Annotated in this window: 12 protein-coding genes; 7 read left to right on the plus strand and 5 right to left on the minus strand. The window is 62.9% G+C overall.

Going from position 1 to position 15,529, the window contains the following annotated elements; translation table 11 throughout:
• Nucleotides 1-377: 377 nt before the first annotated feature.
• Nucleotides 378-2,105 carry a GGDEF domain-containing phosphodiesterase gene (locus QD280_RS11895; protein WP_052384227.1) on the plus strand — a complete coding sequence of 576 codons (1,728 nt, stop codon included), beginning with the start codon at nucleotides 378-380 and terminating at the stop codon, nucleotides 2,103-2,105.
• A gap of 220 nt (nucleotides 2,106-2,325) precedes the next feature.
• Here QD280_RS11895 and QD280_RS11900 read toward each other — a convergent pair whose 3' ends face one another.
• Nucleotides 2,326-3,288 (minus strand): LysR family transcriptional regulator, encoded by a 963-nt coding sequence (locus tag QD280_RS11900; RefSeq protein WP_043331288.1) that lies wholly within the window; start codon nucleotides 3,286-3,288, stop codon nucleotides 2,326-2,328.
• A 452-nt stretch (nucleotides 3,289-3,740) separates the two neighbouring features.
• On the opposite strand from QD280_RS11900, the gene QD280_RS11905 reads away from it, so the two are divergent.
• The 4 genes from QD280_RS11905 to QD280_RS11920 all read left to right on the plus strand — a co-directional run bounded on the left by QD280_RS11905 (nucleotide 3,741) and on the right by QD280_RS11920 (nucleotide 8,750).
• A complete protein-coding gene (locus QD280_RS11905) occupies nucleotides 3,741-5,072 on the plus strand; it encodes an MATE family efflux transporter (RefSeq protein ID WP_279839429.1) in 1,332 nt (443 codons plus the stop codon).
• Between the two features lie 410 nt (nucleotides 5,073-5,482).
• Entirely contained in the window at nucleotides 5,483-6,742 is a 1,260-nt protein-coding gene (locus QD280_RS11910) for a D-amino acid dehydrogenase (protein ID WP_279832551.1), read from the plus strand.
• 124 nt (nucleotides 6,743-6,866) lie between these two features.
• Nucleotides 6,867-7,250: a RidA family protein gene (locus tag QD280_RS11915; protein WP_043331285.1), complete on the plus strand. Its 384-nt coding sequence runs from the start codon at nucleotides 6,867-6,869 to the stop codon at nucleotides 7,248-7,250.
• Nucleotides 7,251-7,514: 264 nt separating this feature from the next.
• A complete protein-coding gene (locus QD280_RS11920; protein WP_279839371.1) occupies nucleotides 7,515-8,750 on the plus strand; it encodes a LysR family transcriptional regulator in 1,236 nt (411 codons plus the stop codon).
• Between the two features lie 120 nt (nucleotides 8,751-8,870).
• Here the strand turns inward: QD280_RS11920 and QD280_RS11925 are convergent, their stop codons facing one another.
• The 4 genes from QD280_RS11925 to QD280_RS11940 all read right to left on the minus strand — a co-directional run bounded on the left by QD280_RS11925 (nucleotide 8,871) and on the right by QD280_RS11940 (nucleotide 13,639).
• Nucleotides 8,871-9,404, minus strand: coding sequence for a hypothetical protein (locus QD280_RS11925; protein ID WP_054556587.1), 534 nt, complete (start codon nucleotides 9,402-9,404; stop codon nucleotides 8,871-8,873).
• A gap of 382 nt (nucleotides 9,405-9,786) precedes the next feature.
• A complete protein-coding gene (locus QD280_RS11930; protein ID WP_279839372.1) occupies nucleotides 9,787-11,316 on the minus strand; it encodes a cytochrome c in 1,530 nt (509 codons plus the stop codon).
• Nucleotides 11,317-11,318: 2 nt separating this feature from the next.
• Nucleotides 11,319-12,932 (minus strand): GMC family oxidoreductase, encoded by a 1,614-nt coding sequence (locus QD280_RS11935; RefSeq protein WP_192838864.1) that lies wholly within the window; start codon nucleotides 12,930-12,932, stop codon nucleotides 11,319-11,321.
• A 158-nt stretch (nucleotides 12,933-13,090) separates the two neighbouring features.
• Complete coding sequence (locus tag QD280_RS11940; protein ID WP_279839373.1) at nucleotides 13,091-13,639, minus strand: sugar dehydrogenase complex small subunit; 549 nt, start codon at nucleotides 13,637-13,639, stop codon at nucleotides 13,091-13,093.
• A gap of 582 nt (nucleotides 13,640-14,221) precedes the next feature.
• Here QD280_RS11940 and QD280_RS11945 point away from each other — a divergent pair.
• Nucleotides 14,222-14,683: a carboxypeptidase regulatory-like domain-containing protein gene (locus QD280_RS11945; protein ID WP_176677188.1), complete on the plus strand. Its 462-nt coding sequence runs from the start codon at nucleotides 14,222-14,224 to the stop codon at nucleotides 14,681-14,683.
• 64 nt (nucleotides 14,684-14,747) lie between these two features.
• Entirely contained in the window at nucleotides 14,748-15,482 is a 735-nt protein-coding gene (locus QD280_RS11950; RefSeq protein ID WP_279833526.1) for an AraC family transcriptional regulator, read from the plus strand.
• The last annotated feature ends 47 nt before the right edge of the window (nucleotides 15,483-15,529 follow it).

Raw genomic sequence — 15,529 nt, forward strand, 5'->3', positions numbered from 1 at the left:
GGCTCTCGCAATGGCGCCTGGAGCAGCGTCTAGTGACAGGCGAGACGGGGAGGCGCTGGCGTTCAAGTGTGTGCTCAAAAGGGCGATCAGAAGAGACAAAGTGCAGCAGTCTGGCGCCTGGTGATGTCCATAGGAGGAGTAGCATGGGCGTCCGGACATTGCCGCATTAGCCATGCGGCCCGGGCCTTGCGGCAGCCAGCGGCGACAATGAAAGCAGGTGTAAGCAGATAAGCGCGAGAACAGCCGGAAGCGTGAATGACGTGTCATGTCCCGGCGGTGTTACCCGCGTTGCGCCAGCCAACGGCCAGCATCACTGGCGACAGGCGGCCCTTGCGGGGCATCAAGCCATTTTCCTTATGACTGCAGGTGGAGTGAGCGTGCCTCTCGATATCTTGATCAAATTGCTGTCGTCCATCGAAGAGCCGTTGTGGATTCATGACCGCTTCGGCCAACTCGCCTGGACGTCGCCGCGCGCTCGACAGGAAGACAGGGTGCCGGAGCTGCCATCCCCGCTGCCCAAGCAGCCGGAGCCTTGTGGCATCAGCGGCCAGCCCGGTTTCTGGTTGATGGGCATCACCGGCGAGCTGGGAGAATGGCTGCTGGTGCAGAAGGCCAATCTGCCGTGGCGCATGGCGATCTTCGATGCCGAGTGTCTGGTGGCCAACACCTGTGGCTGGCAGGAGCTGTTCGGCACCGAGCGGCCGCGTCTCGAGCCGGTCAGCGAGCGGCGAGTTCGCCTCAAGGCGCCGTTCTCGGGGTTGGCGGAGGCCCGGGCGGCCGGGGTGGATGACAAGGTCTTGATCGCCCTGCGCCGCCTGCAGCCCATAAACCTGCTGTCGCGCGATCGCTTCAATGCCCAGATCGATGAACTGCTGCTGGAAGAAAGCGTCGACGGCAGCATCGATGGCGGCATCATCTATCTGTCGCTGACCCACCTGGAAATCATCAACTCGGCGCACGGTGCCGAGCGTATCGATCCGCTGCTGGAGCGAGTGGCAGAAGCCATGTCCCTGCAGTATCGCGACGCCCTGGTCTGCCGCCCGCTGGGCAATGCCTTCGCGCTGTTCTTCGTCGGGGATGAGGCCAGCCTGATCGCGCGTGCCAACGAGCTGTGCGAACGGCTGGTGATGCTGATGCGACTGGACGGCAAGGCCCTGCCGGTCACGGCGCGGGTCGGCATCAGTCTGGCACCGCAGCACGCGCGGCGTGCCCATCGCCTGATGCATCTGGCCGAACTCGCCATGTTGCACGGGGAATACGATGACATCGATGTCTGCGGCCCCCTGCATGTGTTCTCGCCCGGTGCGCACATGCAGCACCTCAACGACTATCGCCTGACCAGTGACCTGCGCGAGCATCTCGAAGAGCTGGATCTCGCCTTCCAGCCCCAGTTCGACCTCGCCAGTGGCGAGGCCGTCGGCGTCGAGGTGCTGGTGCGCTGGGACCACCCCGAGCTCGGCACCATCGGGCCGGGACGCTTCATCCCGCTGGCGGAGCAATACGGCTTGATCGGCACCGTCGGCGCGCGGGTGATGGACACGGCCCTCTCGGCGACGCGTGATCTGGTGACGCCCAACGGCAAGCCGCTGTCGGTGGCGATCAATGTCTCGGCTCAGGAGTTTCGTGACCCCGGCTTCCCCGAGCGCGTCTCGGAGGCCCTGGCGCGCCATGACTTCGCGCCGGAACGCCTGGAGCTGGAGATCACCGAATCCTCACGCGTGCCGGATCTCGATCGCGTCGTGGAGCGACTCACCGGCCTGATCGAACGCGGCGTGCGCCTGGCGATCGATGATTTCGGCACCGGCTTCGCGTCACTGCTCTACGTGCGCGACCTGCGCGCTTGCCGCCTCAAGGTCGATCAGCGCTTCGTCGGTAGCCTTGACCATGATGCCCGCGACCGCGCCATCGTCTCCCACGCGATCTCGCTAGCCGACAGTCTGGGCATGGAGGTGCTGGCGGAGGGCGTCGAGACCGCAGAGCAGGAGCGCCTGCTGGTCGAGATGGGTTGCCATCTGGTGCAGGGCTTCCGCTATGCACGGCCCAAGCGCCTGCCGGAGCTGGTCGAGTGGCTCAAGCGCAAGCCGTCGATCCATCCCTGCCCCTGAGTGTTTCTTTTGAAGGGTGCTAGATGAAGGGTGCTAGATGAAGGGCGCTGAAGTGAAAGGCGCTTGAAATGAAGGGGCCTGAAATGAAAGGGGCCTGAAATGAAAACGCCCGCCACGCAGTGACTCTGCATGGCGGGCGTTTTCATGCTGGGCATTCGGGTCTGGCAGTGGCCGCGGGAGGTGACGGCTTGCGTTCAGACTCGAGAGCCGTGGCGACGTCTCATTCGCTGCAACCGCTGCCGTAGCCGTACATGTTCTCGAAGCCCGGAATGCGTTGCTCCCAGACGGGCGGCGTGCCGACGACCTCCTGCAGGCAATCGCTGAAGCGACGCGTCTTCTGCGGCAGGTACTGGCGGTGCGGGTAGACCAGGTGGATCGAAGGCAGTGGCTTCATCGGCACGTTGGTCAACAGCGGCACCAGCTCGCCGTTGAGGATCTCGTCCTTGATGTTGATCGCGGACACCATGCCATAGCAGGCACCCGACTTGATGGCACCGATCAGCACGTCGGCATCATTGACCTTGAGGCGCGAATCCAGCGCCACCTTTTCCTCGACACCGCTCTCGGTGCAGACGCGCAGGCGATCGAGAATGAAGCCATCGCGGGAATACACCGCTGCCGGCAGGCCAGACAGATCGGCGGGGGTCTGGGGCATGCCGTGACGCTCGATGAAGGCCGGCGAGGCACAGATCAGGTGACGGTGTGCAGCCAGCGGACGCGCGATCAGGTTGGAGTCTTCCAGCTCCGACATGCGAATGGCCAGGTCATAACCGCCGCCGATCAGGTCGGTCAGGTGGTCTTCCAGGCGCACTTCCACCTGGGTGTCCGGGTAGCGCTCCATGTACAGGCGCACAGCCTGGGCGACATAGGTGCGCCCGAAGTGGCTCGGGCTGGTGATCTTCAGGATGCCGCGCGGGCCATCCTGATAGGCGCCGGCCACATCATCGGTATCTTCCAGCACTTCACGCAGACGCAGTGCGTGCTGATGGATCTCGCGCCCCGCATCCGTCAGGGCCAGCGAGCGAGTCGAGCGATTGAACAGGCGAATCTGCAGTTCTTCTTCCAGACGGCTGATCTGCTTGGAGACCACCGAGCGGTTGACCTGACGATGGTCAGCCGCCTTGGAAAAACTCTGTGCTTCTACCACATCGAGAAACAGCAACAAACGGGATGCTTTATCCACGGTCTGACCTCTCGTGATGCCATGGGGAGGGGAACACTCTGCCAGCCATCCGTGAGGCAGTCAGTGCATATAAAGCGACGGTCCAACTTCGGTAGCAGTCGATAATCGGTGACATTGCATGGGTCATCATCACGAATCCAGGTGACGGAAATCCCTGACAAGGTGAGTTTATCACGGTCACTGTTTCCTCTAATACCACGCATCAACGCGTTTCTCGCTCTTCCTGTTGCCGACAATGCATCAAAGACATGTCCCACTGAGCCTATCTGGGGTCCGGCGAAATCCCTAGAATCATCCCTCCAGCGTCACGGAAGTGTTCCGACGCCTTATACCTTCATCCAACCAGTCATGCTCGACATGCTGGGAGTGAGTTCATGTCTTCTTCTATGTCCACCGACGCCTCTGCAAGATCGACCCCGCCAACGTCGGAAACGCCGACGACGCGTGAGCTGATGTCACGCCTGTGGCGCAGCACCTTGCCGATGACACTCGGCATCATGGGATTGCTGGGCTTCAACCTGGTTGATGCCGCCTTCGTCTCTCACCTGGGCACCGCGCCACTGGCCGCGCAATCCTTCACCTTCCCGCTGACCTTTCTGATCATCGGGGTGCAGGTCGGCATGGGCATCGCGATCGCCGCGATCGTCTCGCGGACCCTGGGCGCCGAGGATGAGGCGCGTGCCCGGCGTCTGGGCGGTGTGGTGCTGCTGGGGTCCGGTGTGTTGATGGCACTGTTGATGCTGCTGTTGTGGGTCATCAGGGTACCGGCCTTCGAGTTGCTGGGGGCCAATGCCACTGAAATGACGCTGATCGAGGTCTATTGGGGCCCGTCGCTGATCGCCAGCTGGCTGGGGGCCATGGCCTATGTGCTCTACAGCCTTTTCCGCGCCCACGGCGACACGCGTCTGCCGGGCGAGATGATGCTGCTGACCAGTGTCTTCAACCTGGTGCTGGACCCGCTGCTGATCTTCGGCGCGGGGCCGCTGCCCGGCTTCGGCCTGGCGGGGGCTGCCTGGGCGACCGTACTCTCCTTCGGGGCCGGGCTTGTCATCACGGCAGTCAAGCTCTCACGCCGCGACTGGATGGAATATCGCGGCCTGTGGGCCGAATGGCAGGCCTCGCGCCGTCAGTTGGCGGGAATCGCGATACCTGCGATTCTGTGTCAGATGATGCCGGCACTCTCCGCGATGCTGGTCACCGCCATCGTCGCGGGACTGGGCCAGACGGAGGTGGCCGCCTGGGGGATCGCCTCACGCCTGGAAACCTTCTCGCTGATCGTGGTGCTGGCCCTGACCATGTCGCTGCCGCCGTGGCTCGGGCGCTGCTATGGCGCCGGCCGTTGGCAGGAAATTCGCCGCCTGATGAGCCTGGCAGCCCGCGTGGTGGTGATCTGGCAGCTGGTGCTGGGCATCATCGCCGCAGTGCTGGCGACACCGCTGGCCTATGTGCTGGTGGGCAGTGACGAGGTCTCGGCGGCGCTGGCGGTCCTGCTGCCGTGGATGTTGCCCAGCTACTCCTTCCTCGGCATCTGCATGCTGGTCGTGTCGGCTGCCAACGCGCTGGGGTGGCCGCTGCGTGCCACGGCGTTGTCCTTCGTGCGTCTCTTCATCTGCTTCATGCCGGCGGTATGGCTGGGGGCACATCTGGATGGGCTGCGCGGTGTCGCCATCGGCTCGGCGATCGGCAACCTGCTGGCGGGTGTGGTGGCATGGCGCGTCTATCGTCAGGCCCTGGGCGACCGCGGCAAGACAGTGCGTCGCCATGCCTATGTCGCGACGACCTGATCGCCCGGGCCCCCATGGCGTCCAGCACGAGCGCTCCCTTGAGATGTCAGGCGCTATTCAGAAGATTCTGTCCGGAAGACCCTACTGGAGACCCTGCCAGTAGACCTTGCCAGAAGCTCCGTCAGCAGTCCCGCTGAGAAGCATCGAAAGCGGCCATTCCAAAAGTGGCCGCTTTTTTGTTTTTTATCACTGCCATGGCGTGAAATTTACCTGCTTATTTTCTGATGTAGGGTCTCATAACAGAATATTAACCGTGGTTTGCGCCTCTATACTGGATGCATTCAGGCCAAGCCACTGTGAGTCGCCCTGTCGACCGGTGCTGGCCTTCATCGTCTTTATTCGCTGCCGAGTGCGCGAATACGCCTGTCATTTGCCGTGGGGCGCGGCTTGCAGTCATGGGGTAGGCCAACATGAAGATTCTTGTACTCGGTAGCGGCGTCGTCGGTGTCACCAGTGCCTATTATCTGGCGCGTCAGGGGCATGAGGTCACGGTCGTCGACCGTCAGGCCAGCCCCGCGATGGAAACCAGCTACGGCAACGCCGGTCAGGTCTCCTTCGGCTTCTCATCGCCGTGGGCGGCGCCGGGTATTCCGCAGAAAGCCGTCAAGTGGATGTTCCAGGAGCATGCGCCGCTCAAGATCCAGCCGCGCATGGACCCGCAGATGGCCAAGTTCATGGTCAAGATGTTCGCCAACTGCAACGCCGACCGTTATGCCGTCAACAAGGAGCGCATGGTACGGGTCTCCGAGTACAGCCGCGCCTGCATCAACGCCCTGCGCGAAGAGACCGGGCTGCGTTACGAAGACCGCCAGAAGGGACTGTTGCAGCTGTTTCGTACCCAGGCGCAGGTCGATGCCGTGCAGAGCGACATGAAGGTGCTGGCGGGCTGTGGCGTGCGCCACCAGCTGCTGGACGCCGACGCCTGTGCCACGGTGGAGCCGGCACTGACCCGCGTGCCGGGCAAGTTCATCGCCGGCCTGCACTTGCCGGACGACCAGACCGGCGATTGCCATCTGTTCACCAACCGGCTGGCGGATTACTGCCGCGACACCCTGGGCGTCAATTTCGTCTTCAATACCACCATTCAGCGCATCCAGCGCAGCGGCAGCCGCATCGAGAAGGTCATTACCGACCGAGGCGAGATGAGCGCAGACAGCTACGTGATGTGTCTGGGCAGCTACTCGCCGTTCCTGGCGCGTGATCTGGATCTGGACCTGCCGATCTATCCGGTCAAGGGCTACAGCCTGACCGTGCCGATCATCAATGCCGATGCCGCGCCGCAGTCCACCGTGATGGACGAGACCTTCAAGGTCGCGCTGACGCGCTTCGATGACCGTATCCGCGTCGGTGGCACCGCCGAGCTGGCCTCGTTCGATCTTTCCTTGATCGAGAAGCGCCGTGCGACCATCAACATGGTGGTGCGTGATGTGTTCCCGGAAGCCGGTGACTATGCGCGGGCGGAGTTCTGGGCCGGCCTGCGTCCGATGACGCCGGATTCCACGCCGATCATCGGTGGCACCAAGTATGACAATCTGTGGTTGAACACCGGACACGGCACCCTGGGCTGGACCATGAGCTGCGGCAGTGCGAGTCTGTTGGCGGACCTGGTGGATGGTCGCAAGCCCTCCATCGATCCCAATGGTCTCAGTCTTGGTCGCTACGCTGCCTGATGCTCAAAGCAGTGTCTGTATCTGTGTCAGTGGCTGCGCCAGGGTCTGCCAGGCAGTGCGTACTGCCGTGTAGTCGTCTTTTTTCGAGTGTCTCTCCGTCAACTGATTGAACAAGGAATTGCGCATGACCAAGCAGATTATCTCTACCGAGTCCGCACCGGCTGCCATCGGCCCGTATTCCCAGGCGGTGCGCACGGGTAATCTGGTGTTCCTGTCCGGCCAGATCCCGCTGGACCCGGCGACCATGGAAGTGGTGGAAGGCGGTTTTGAAGCCCAGGCAGACCAGGTGTTCCGCAATCTCAAGGCGGTGTGTGAAGCTTCCGGTGGCAGCCTGGATCAACTGGTCAAGGTCAATCTGTTCCTGACCGATCTCAGCAACTTCGCCGTGGTCAACACGCTGATGGAGCAGTACTTCAGCCAGCCGTATCCGGCGCGTGCGGCCGTCGGCGTCAAGGAGCTGCCCAAGGGCGTGCTGTTTGAAGCAGAAGGTGTACTGGCACTCTCCTGATCGCTCGTCGATTGTCGGTCTGCACGAGCGGCCGCTCTGAACCAGTGGCCGCTCTGAACGAACGACTGGCGCGAATCGATGCCTTGTCTCTCACTCCCCTCGCTGATTCATCAGCGGGGGGAGTGTCGTTTCAGGGGTCGTGACGTCCTGTAGGCAGCTTGAGCGTGACATTTGGTGCCAGCATGATTAGCGTAAGGCTAAATAAGCCAGCGCCCAGCGCTGACTCTCGGAGCATCGCGGACGAACCCTTCAAGGAGCAACACCATGGCGCAGTCAGACACAGGCACCCGTGAACCCGGCATACGGCTGCGTCAGCTGGAAATGCTGTGGGCGGTGATCGAGTGTGGCTCGATGAAAGGCGGTGCCGCGCAACTGGGGATCAGCGTGCCGGTGGTCTCGCGGGGCTTGGCACAACTCGAGCAGACGCTGGGCTATTCGTTGTTTCTGCGCGAGGGCGGCAAGCTGGTGCCGACCCCGGAAGCCGAGCGCCTGACGCCATCACTCGCCCGGATGTTCAGCGCCCAATCCGAGCTCAGGCGACTGGCCTTCGGGCCGGGCAGCGGCAAGCGTCCGCGTCTCGTGCTGGCGGTCACACCTGGTCTGGAGGCCTTCAGTGCCGGTTGGCTGACACGCATCGCGGCCAGTGAAGCCTTGAGTGAGTGGCTGCCCAGCCTGGAAGTGCTTGAGGTGTCACAGCATGATCTCGCCATCCGCGAGGGGCGGGTCGCGATGGCGGTGAGTCTGGAAGCACCGCCGGAGCCCCAGGGCGGCAAGCGTGCCAAGACGGCGGCGGCACGCGCCCGTGAGCTCAAGGCCAGTCTGCGTCAGCGTGCGCGCGAGGAGACGACACTCATCGAAGGCGATGACGACGAGGCAAAGCCTACCGCCAAGGCTGCCATGCCCGAGCTGGGGGACACGCCGGAGCTGCCGTTTGACGTCGAGGATGATGCGCACAATGCCGAAGGGACCGCTTCCCGCAGCGGGGCAAGTGAAGAGGCCAGTGACGAGGCGCAAGCCGAGGCACCGCCCGCGCTGAAGCTGCCCTTGATGCTGCTGTGGCCCTCACGCTGGCCGCTGTTGGACAAGCCGCTGACCCTTGCACGCCTCAATGAACGCCCCTTCGTGGACCTGCCGGAAACCAGTAGTCAGGGGCGCTTGATTCGGGGGCTGCTCAAGCGTGAGCGTGTGACGCCGGCGAGTCTGCTGGAAGTCGCCACGCCGGCCAGCGCCGGGCGTCTGGCGCGCTCGGGCAGTGCCGCCACCATCATTGATGCGCTGTCAGCGCTGCAGGTGCTCGAGGATGCCAGAGGCGACCTGATCGGCCTGCCGCTCTCGATGCGCAGCGAGCGCTATCTGGAGCTCAAGTGGCAGTTGCCGACGGCCGAGGAAGGGGAGTCGCTGCACGCGGTACAGGCCCTGCTGGTCAGTCTGCTCGAAGAGGAGGTGGCGGCGAGTCTTGCCCGCTTGCCGCTGGTGGACGAGGAAGGCGGATCGGCATGACGGCGCAGGCGCCTGGCGGAAGCCTTGCCTCAGAGTAGAGATCAGGTCAGACAACAGGCCGGACAACAGACCATTAAAAAACCCCGCCGATTGGCGGGTTTTTTCGATCAACGGCAACGATCAGGCGTCGAGGGCTTCAGCGATCTGGGACTGAGCCTTCGGGCCGATGCCCTTGACTTCAGAGATCACGCCATCGGCGTGAGCCTTGCGAACCTTGGCGACGTCGTCGTAGCCAGCGTCAGTCAGGGCACGGATAGCGGCAGCGTTGAGGCCGAGGTCTTCCAGAGAGGCCGCATCGGCTTCTTCGGTCGCTTCCTCGACGGCTGCGCCCATCGGCATCATGCGAGACTGGGCGATAGCCTGTTCGCGTGCCAGACGTGCCTTGTACTGCACCAGCTTCTGGTTGAACTCGTGTTCGACCTGCTTGCGGTGCTTGTCAGAGGCTGCGGCTTTCTCGCTCAGGCGTTCGTTGCGAGCGCGCAGGTCTTCGACTTCCTTCTTTGCCTTGTCACGGGCATTACGGAGCTTGTCGGCTTCTTTGCTGGCTTCACGCAGCTGACGCTCCAGCTCCTTGATGCGGGCGTTCTGGTCCTGCTTGGTGTCCTGCTCCTGAAACAGGGATGCAAGCTGGTCGTCAAGATTAGCGTCGGTCATACTGCTATGTTGCCTCGAATAATTGATAAAGAGCTAAAGTCTGGGCGCACATTCTACCGCAGTTCTTCAGTTTGTGCTGCATTTGAGCGCAACCCGAGCGGGATGAATGTGAATCGGGGGTCCTGCATGGGGCAATATTACCCCAACTGTGTGACATCGCCAGTCACGGATGATCCAGTCACGGAGAAACTGAACGCGGGATGAGACGGCCTGAACGCACACGACAACCACACTCTCTGCGCCATGGCGCAGGTCACGGAAGCAGGTCACGGAAAAGACAGCCCGCTTTCATGGGCTGTCTTTTTTCGCGACTACCAAGCGCTTGCGCAGGCCTGTCAGCACAGACCTCTGTGCCTGCACCGGACTCAGGCCTGCACCGGATTCAGTGCTTGCGCCAGTCCTCGAGCTTGTCGCTCAGCTGCTGACGACGCGTGTCGGGTGATGCCAGCGTCTCGGAGTGATGACCTTCCCCGAAGCGATTCTCGAGATAGTCCATCAGGTTGATCAGCTCATCATCGGTCAGGCTGTCATCGAAGGCCGGCATGAAGACACTGTGGCCATTGTTCTCACGCTGCACACCATTGAGGATCGCCTGGGCCAGATTGTCCGGATAGACACTGCCGGTCACGCTGTTGTGGAACAGCGACGGGTAGTAGCCATCCTGGGTGCCGGCGCCATCCGCGCCGTGACACATGGCGCAGTGGCCCAGATACAGACGCACGCCCGGCGTGGCGTCGGTCAGCTGACCGATCAGGTCTTCATCATCGGGGCGCTTGTCCAGCGGCTGACCGCGCAGCAACAGCACGTCATCGGCCGGTGCGCCCTGATTGAAGCGCGTGGCGACCTGCGGCTCGCTTTCGGCCTCGCGATCGCCATCATTGACCGCCTCGCCCTGCTCGCCCTTGCCATCCACCGCCGGAATCGACTTCAGATAGACCGCGATGGCGCGCAGGTCATCTTCACTCATGTGACGCATGGAGTGCTCGACCACATCCGCCATCGGGCCGCCAGCCTGCGCCTTGCCCTTGAGGTTGCCGGTCGCCAGATAGGTCTGGATATCCTGCTCGCTCCAGCTGCCCAGACCATCCTGCATGTCAGGCGTGAGGTTGAAGGCGCGCCAGCCTTCGATCATCGCCCCGCCGAGATAGCCTTCTTCATCACCGGTCAGTGCCGTTTCCTGGAAGGCGAAGCCACGCTCGGTGTGACAGCTGCCACAGTGGCCCGGCCCCTGGACGAGATAGGCACCGCGGTTCCAGTCGGCACTCTTGTCCTCGTGGTCCTGCCACGGCTCCAGCGGCGAGAAGATCTCTTCCCACAGTGCCATCGGCCAGCGCATGTTGAGCGGGAACGGAATCTCGCTTTCGCGGTTGGGCGTGCTGCTCGGCGTCACCTCATGCATGTTCCAGGCGTAGAGCGCCTTGATGTCCTCATCCGTCAGACGGGCGTAGGACGGGAACGGCATCGCCGGATAGAGGTTGTGGCCATCGGCAGCCTCGCCCTCGCGCAGCACACGGGTGTACTCCTCGAGGGTGTAGTTGCCGATGCCGTGCTCGGTGTCCGGGGTGATGTTGGTGGCGTAGATCTCGCCCACCGGGGTCTCGAAGCCGAGGCCACCGGCGTATTCATCGCCGTCCTCGGTGCTGTGACAGGCCGCGCAATCGCTGGCGCGCGCCATGTACAGCCCCTTCTCGATCAGCGCGGGGTCATTGGTGGCAGCCTTGTCAGCTTCCACCTGGCTGGCGTGCTCGTCTTCGCCGCTACCACAGGCGCTGAGCAACAAGGCGCTGGTGCCCGCAATGGCGGCCAGGCGGACGGCACGGGTCAGGCGTGCGGGGCGAAGGATCGGGCGGGCACCGCGACCTTTCTCATCAATGGCATCACGGGTGCCAGCAGTACGGACGTGCGGGACCATGCTTATATTTCCTGTTCGAGCAGATCGGCAATACGCAGAGACAACGCCGCGATGGTCAGGGTGCAATTGACCGACCCGACGGTGGGCATGCTGCCGGAGCTGGCGACAAACAGGTTGTCATGGCCATGCACTCGGCAATCGCGATCCACCACGGAGTCTTTGGGGTTGTCTCCCATCAGGGTCGTACCGCAGATATGCTGGTTGTTGGAGAACTCATCACGGAACGCGATGTCGGTGCCTCCCATCAGCTGAGCGATACGCGCATATTGTTCACGGGTATGCGCGGCGCTGCGCTTGACGTAATCATCGATAGCATAACGGAATTCCGGGCGCGGCAGGCCGAGAGCGTCACGTTTTTTTGACGGCGTGATGCGATTGGCGGCCTCTGGCAACAGCTCGTGGAAGCTGTCGAACTGCACATAGCGACTGGCGCGGTTATCGATCTGCGCCTGAAGATCCGCGCCGAGCCTGAGCGGTGTTTCCGACAGTACCTCCGTGGTCATCTGCTGCGTGCGGGCAATGTTGGACAGGTGCAGCTTCTTGGACGCGAAGTCCTTGCGGAAGTCGCCGTCGCGCCAGGTGATGATCGAGGTCATCTCCTGAGGGCCACGCCCGGCCCACAGCGGCTCATCGGCCAGAAAGCTCACCCCGGTGCCGGGATGGTCCATAAGATGCCGGCCGACCATGTCGTTCTGGTTACCCACCCCATCGGGGGTATGGGCGTTGACCGACATCTGCATCAGCTTGGGCGTCTCGATGCCATTGGCCGCCAGCACCACCCGCGCCGCACTCAGGCGATGTTGCTTGCCGTCGGGGTCCAGATAGCGCACCTCGCGAATCTTGCCGCTGGCGTCGCTTTCCAGATGATGCACGATGGCATTGTCGATCAGTCTGGCACCGGCACGTTCGGCCTTCTCGACATGGATGATGCCGGAATACATCGCACCGATCGGGCAGATAGGCATGCAGTTGTTGTTGCCGCAGCAGGTCGGGCGCTCGTCATACGGGCGGCTGTTGCGCGCCACCGGCTCGGTGACCATGTCAAAGCCGTGGGGATTGATGCGCTCGCTGACCCGCCGCTCGTTCCACGACAGCGGCAGAGGTGCCATCGGATACTCGGCGCTGCGCGGGCTGCCGAGATCGACATCATTCGGCCCCCAGACACCCAGCGCGACCTCGGCACGGAAGTAATAGTCTTCCAGGTCGTCATAGCCGATCGGCCAGTCGCGCCCGACGCCATACTCGCTCTTGAGCACGAAATCGCTGGGCAGAAAACGCCAGGAAGACGCCGCCCAGTGCCAGGTAGTGCCGCCGACGGCGCGAATGTACTGGGCGTCGTAGGCCTGCTCGCCCTTCTGCACCAGATAGTCGGCGTTCTCGCCGTAGAGCATCGGATGGGGCGCCGCCTTGCTGGCAGGATAGGGCCCCATGAAGTCCATCTTGTTGGCCTGGTTGCGGAAGCGCTCGACGATCTGCCAGCGCTGCATGCGCGGGCCTGCTTCCAGCATGATGACCGACTTGCCGGCCTCGGCCAGGCGATGTGCGATCAGGGCACCGGCGACACCAGACCCGACCACGATCACATCGGCATCATACGCACGGGATTCCTCGGCCATGCAGGATTCTCCTCGGGAAATTGGGAACGGCAACAGGGGCGGTCAGGACGCCCCTGGAAGGTCTGGCATGCAGGCGATGTCAGGAGCTGAGGTCTAAGAGCACGGACTCAAGGCCCGACCATCCGCCACGCGCAAGCCTGGGGAGAAAGCGTGACCACTCAGGCCTTGGGTGCCTCTGCCCAGAACCCCGGACGGTTGGGGCAATAGGTACGCACCACCTGAACATCGCGCGGCCCGGCATACATGCCAGCGCGCTCGAAGGCGATGACCTCGGCGGCGGGATCACTGATCGACTTGCCGACCGTGCCCAGCATCCAGGCCTGCAGCAGACGGCGCACCAGCGCCATCTCGCCGTCACTCAGGTCTTCCTTTTTCACGTACTCTCGCGACTCGCCCAAAGCCAGCAAGCGGGACTTGAGGGCCGGCAAGCTGCCGACACCGGGCACTCCCTCGGCCGGAATTCTCGCCAGCGCCTCGAAGTAGCGCTGGCCCAGCCGCTCATCCAGGGTCTTGTCGCTCAGCAGCCAGCGCGACAAGACCATGAACGTCGCGAAGGCACTGTCATCCTGCGTCTGTTGCTCGTCAGCGACCGTCTCGGCCAGGGCCTGAAGGGACAGGCCGCCGAACACGGCAATGCCTGCCCCACCAAGCCCCAGCTTCAACAGCTGGCGACGTGAAGGATCAGTAGCGCTCTGGGATGTCGACATGCGGCCCTCCCGGACAATGAATGGTTCACCCGACGCCAGCGCACCGCGCGCTAGGCGGTAATGCCACCTGTGTGCTGCACTCGAACAGCACACAAGCAGATCTTGAGCGGTTTTGAACAGCTCTTGCGCAGCCCTTGCACAGGGTTTGATGAACAGCATGGTAACAAGCGCCATCACGTTATAGACAAACGTATAATGAACAAGGAGTTCCTGTTTAAGCAACTCCAGAGGCATGCTTCGCGCAACCCAGCCCGCTCACGGGCAAACGCTTGCTGCTGGCCTACTGACAAGGGTCGGTCGAAACCGCGAGAGTTACCAGCGAATGCCCACGGATGCCGATGCCTGACGGAAGAGTCACCCGCGCCTGTCTCCCGCTCACCGGCAGTTCCCTGACTGTGCTCGGCGCAGTAGGATGTGGGGCAAAGGCAGCAGCTGTGGCCAGACTGGCTCGCTCACGAGCCGACGCCCGCGCCGCCCATCACTCGACTTCAGGGAAGACTCGCCATGCTTCGTCACTTGCGTACTCCGCTCGCTCTGCTCATGTGTACCGCCGTTCTTGCCGGGTGTGAAAGCGCCTCGCGCATGGCCGACAGCATTTCGCTGCCGGACTTCGGCTCTTCGCAGTCCGAACAGGGCGAGCAGCGCGTCCAGCGCACCGTCGCCTTCCCGGAGGCGGAGTACGCCAAGCTGGACAAGACCGGCACCTCGGTGATCAAGGGCCGCATGTCCTATGAGTGGCAGGGCCAGACGATCTACGCCAACCGGGCGGGCATCTCGATCGCACCGGTCACCACCTACTCCGCAGAAGCCGCCGAACTGGCGCTGGCAGGCAAGACGGCGTCTCGCGCCGACCCGCGTGCCCAGGCCTACACCCACATCGTGCGCACTGACAGCAATGGCTACTTCAATGCCACTGGCCTGCCATCCGGCACCTTCTATGTCGCCGGTGTCATCCAGTTGCCGGACGGCACACGCAGCCCGCTGATTCTCAGTCAGGTGCAGGTCGGCCGCGGCCAGACCCGCAGCATCGAGCTGAGCCGCTGACGGCCCGCGTGTTCCTCTTGCTCTGCTTGCTGTCCCTGCATCGCCGGATGATGGCCATCGCACCATGACGACACTCTCGCTGCGCGCCTATACCCCGCAGGCCACGAGTCATGACCACGACCACCACCAGCTGGTGCTGCCGATCCGCGGCCATCTCGATATCCAGGTCGGCAGCCATCACGGCACCGTGGTCACCGGCGAGTGCGTCATCATTCGCCCCGGGGAGTCGCACCTGTTTCATGCCAAGGACGCCGCGCGTTTCATCGTCGCTGATCTGGACTACCTGCCCGACAATCTCGCGGCGTCACAACGCGTGGTGTTCTCGATCAGCACCCTGCTGATGAACTACCTGCTGTTTCTCGAAGCGCAGCTGCAGGGTGAGGTCGACAAGCACATCGATCAGCTCTCCATCGCGCTGTTTCTCGGCCTGCTGGAGAAGCAGACCTGTGATCAACGCGTCGATCGTCGTCTGCTCAGAGTGCTCGACGTCATGAACGCGCAGCTGGCCCAGCCCCACGATGTGGCATCACTGGCCCGACTCGCCCACCTGAGCCCGACCCAGTTCCACAAGGTGTTCCGCGACAATCTGGGCGTCAGCGTCAAGCAGTACCTGACCGCCAGACGCATGGAGCGCGCGCGGGCGCAGTTGATCCATACCGATCTCAGCGTCCAGCAGGTCGCCGAGGCCGTCGGCTATCAGAACCTTTCCGCCTTCTCGCGGCGCTTTTCCTGCTACTTCGGCCAGTCGCCACGCGAGATGACGCGTCAGTATTCGAGCCTCACTCCCCCGAATGACTGAATCACTGAATGACGACTGACTGACTCGATCATCTGAACAACCGATTG

It is taken from the genome of Cobetia sp. 1AS1 (assembly GCF_029846435.1).
In the GTDB taxonomy this organism is placed as follows: Bacteria; Pseudomonadota; Gammaproteobacteria; order Pseudomonadales; family Halomonadaceae; genus Cobetia; species Cobetia amphilecti.